This window comes from Collimonas sp. OK307 (genome assembly GCF_900113705.1).
Classification (GTDB): domain Bacteria; phylum Pseudomonadota; class Gammaproteobacteria; order Burkholderiales; family Burkholderiaceae_D; genus Collimonas.
Map to the genome: position 1 here is coordinate 1 of NZ_FOQI01000038.1, position 2,633 is coordinate 2,633.

Annotated in this window: 1 rRNA gene; it reads right to left on the reverse strand. The window is 51.2% G+C overall.

Annotated features, from left to right (window positions below):
* Positions 1-41: 41 nt before the first annotated feature.
* Positions 42-2,633: ribosomal RNA gene (locus BM205_RS23845) — 23S ribosomal RNA — on the reverse strand; the annotation flags it as partial.

The following is a 2,633-nucleotide window of genomic DNA, read 5'->3' on the forward strand; positions in this document are numbered from 1 at the left end:
TGGCAAACAAATAAGCTCATCATATAACCTGCTAAGGTTATAGGGACAAGCCTCACGGGCAATTAGTACTGGTTAGCTTAACGTATTACTACGCTTCCACACCCAGCCTATCAACGTCCTGGTCTCGAACGACCCTTTAGGGGAATCTAGTTCCCGGGAAATATCATCTCAAGGCAAGTTTCCCGCTTAGATGCTTTCAGCGGTTATCTCTTCCGAACTTAGCTACCCGGCAATGCCACTGGCGTGACAACCGGTACACCAGAGGTTCGTCCACTCCGGTCCTCTCGTACTAGGAGCAGCCCCCTTCAAATTTCCAACGCCCACGGCAGATAGGGACCAAACTGTCTCACGACGTTTTAAACCCAGCTCACGTACCACTTTAAATGGCGAACAGCCATACCCTTGGGACCGGCTACAGCCCCAGGATGTGATGAGCCGACATCGAGGTGCCAAACTCCCCCGTCGATATGAACTCTTGGGAGGAATCAGCCTGTTATCCCCAGAGTACCTTTTATCCGTTGAGCGATGGCCCTTCCATACAGAACCACCGGATCACTATGTCCTACTTTCGTACCTGCTCGACTTGTCAGTCTCGCAGTTAAGCACGCTTATGCCATTGCACTATTAGCACGATGTCCGACCGTACCTAGCGTACCTTCGAACTCCTCCGTTACACTTTGGGAGGAGACCGCCCCAGTCAAACTGCCTACCATGCACTGTCCCCGATCCGGATAACGGACCAAGGTTAGAACCTCAAACAAACCAGGGTGGTATTTCAAGGTTGGCTCCACGAGAACTAGCGTCCCCGCTTCAAAGCCTCCCACCTATCCTACACAGATTGGTTCAAAGTCCAATGCAAAGCTACAGTAAAGGTTCATGGGGTCTTTCCGTCTAGCCGCGGGTAGATTGCATCATCACAAACATTTCAACTTCGCTGAGTCTCGGGAGGAGACAGTGTGGCCATCGTTACGCCATTCGTGCAGGTCGGAACTTACCCGACAAGGAATTTCGCTACCTTAGGACCGTTATAGTTACGGCCGCCGTTTACTGGGACTTCAATCAAGAGCTTGCACCCCATCATTTAATCTTCCAGCACCGGGCAGGCGTCACACCCTATACGTCCACTTTCGTGTTTGCAGAGTGCTGTGTTTTTATTAAACAGTCGCAGCCACCTTTTTATTGCAGCCCTTTCGTCCTTCTGGCGCAGGCCAGTCAAACTACCGGGGCGTACCTTATCCCGAAGTTACGGTACAAATTTGCCGAGTTCCTTCTCCCGAGTTCTCTCAAGCGCCTTAGAATACTCATCTCGCCCACCTGTGTCGGTTTGCGGTACGGTCTCGTTAGACTGAAGCTTAGAGGCTTTTCTTGGAACCACTTCCGATTGCTTCGTGAATAAATTCACTCGTCCCATACCCTTGAATTACGCTGCCGGATTTGCCTAACAGCCTTCTCTGATATAGGAACCGGGACTTCCAACACCCGGACAACCTTCCGCGATCCGTCCCCCCATCGCATCTAACGACGGTGCAGGAATATTAACCTGCTTCCCATCAGCTACGCATCTCTGCCTCGCCTTAGGGGCCGACTCACCCTGCTCCGATGAACGTTGAACAGGAAACCTTGGGCTTACGGCGTGGAGGCTTTTCACCCCCATTATCGCTACTCATGTCAGCATTCGCACTTCTGATACCTCCAGCATCCTTTACAAGACACCTTCGCAGGCTTACAGAACGCTCTCCTACCATATCCTTACGGATATCCGCAGCTTCGGTGACTGGCTTAGCCCCGTTACATCTTCCGCGCAGGACGACTCGATCAGTGAGCTATTACGCTTTCTTTAAAGGATGGCTGCTTCTAAGCCAACCTCCTGACTGTTTTAGCCTTCCCACTTCGTTTGCCACTTAGCCAATCTTTGGGACCTTAGCTGGCGGTCTGGGTTGTTTCCCTCTTGACGTCGGACGTTAGCACCCGGCGTCTGTCTCCCAAGCTCGCACTCATCGGTATTCGGAGTTTGCAATGGTTTGGTAAGTCTCGATGACCCCCTAGCCATAACAGTGCTCTACCCCCGATGGTGATACTTGAGGCACTACCTAAATAGTTTTCGGAGAGAACCAGCTATTTCCAAGTTTGTTTAGCCTTTCACCCCTACCCACAGCTCATCCCCTAATTTTTCAACATTAGTGGGTTCGGACCTCCAGTGCGTGTTACCGCACCTTCATCCTGGCCATGAGTAGATCACTTGGTTTCGGGTCTACACCCAGCGACTGAACGCCCTATTCGGACTCGATTTCTCTACGCCTTCCCTATACGGTTAAGCTTGCCACTGAATGTAAGTCGCTGACCCATTATACAAAAGGTACGCAGTCACGGAACAAGTCCGCTCCTACTGTTTGTATGCACACGGTTTCAGGATCTATTTCACTCCCCTTCCGGGGTTCTTTTCGCCTTTCCCTCACGGTACTGGTTCACTATCGGTCGATATCGAGTATTTAGCCTTGGAGGATGGTCCCCCCATGTTCAGACAGGATTACACGTGTCCCGCCCTACTTGTTGCAAGCTTAGTTCCACAATGAGCATTTCGTATAAGGGGCTATCACCCTCTATGGCCGACGTTTCCAAGTCGTTCTACTATG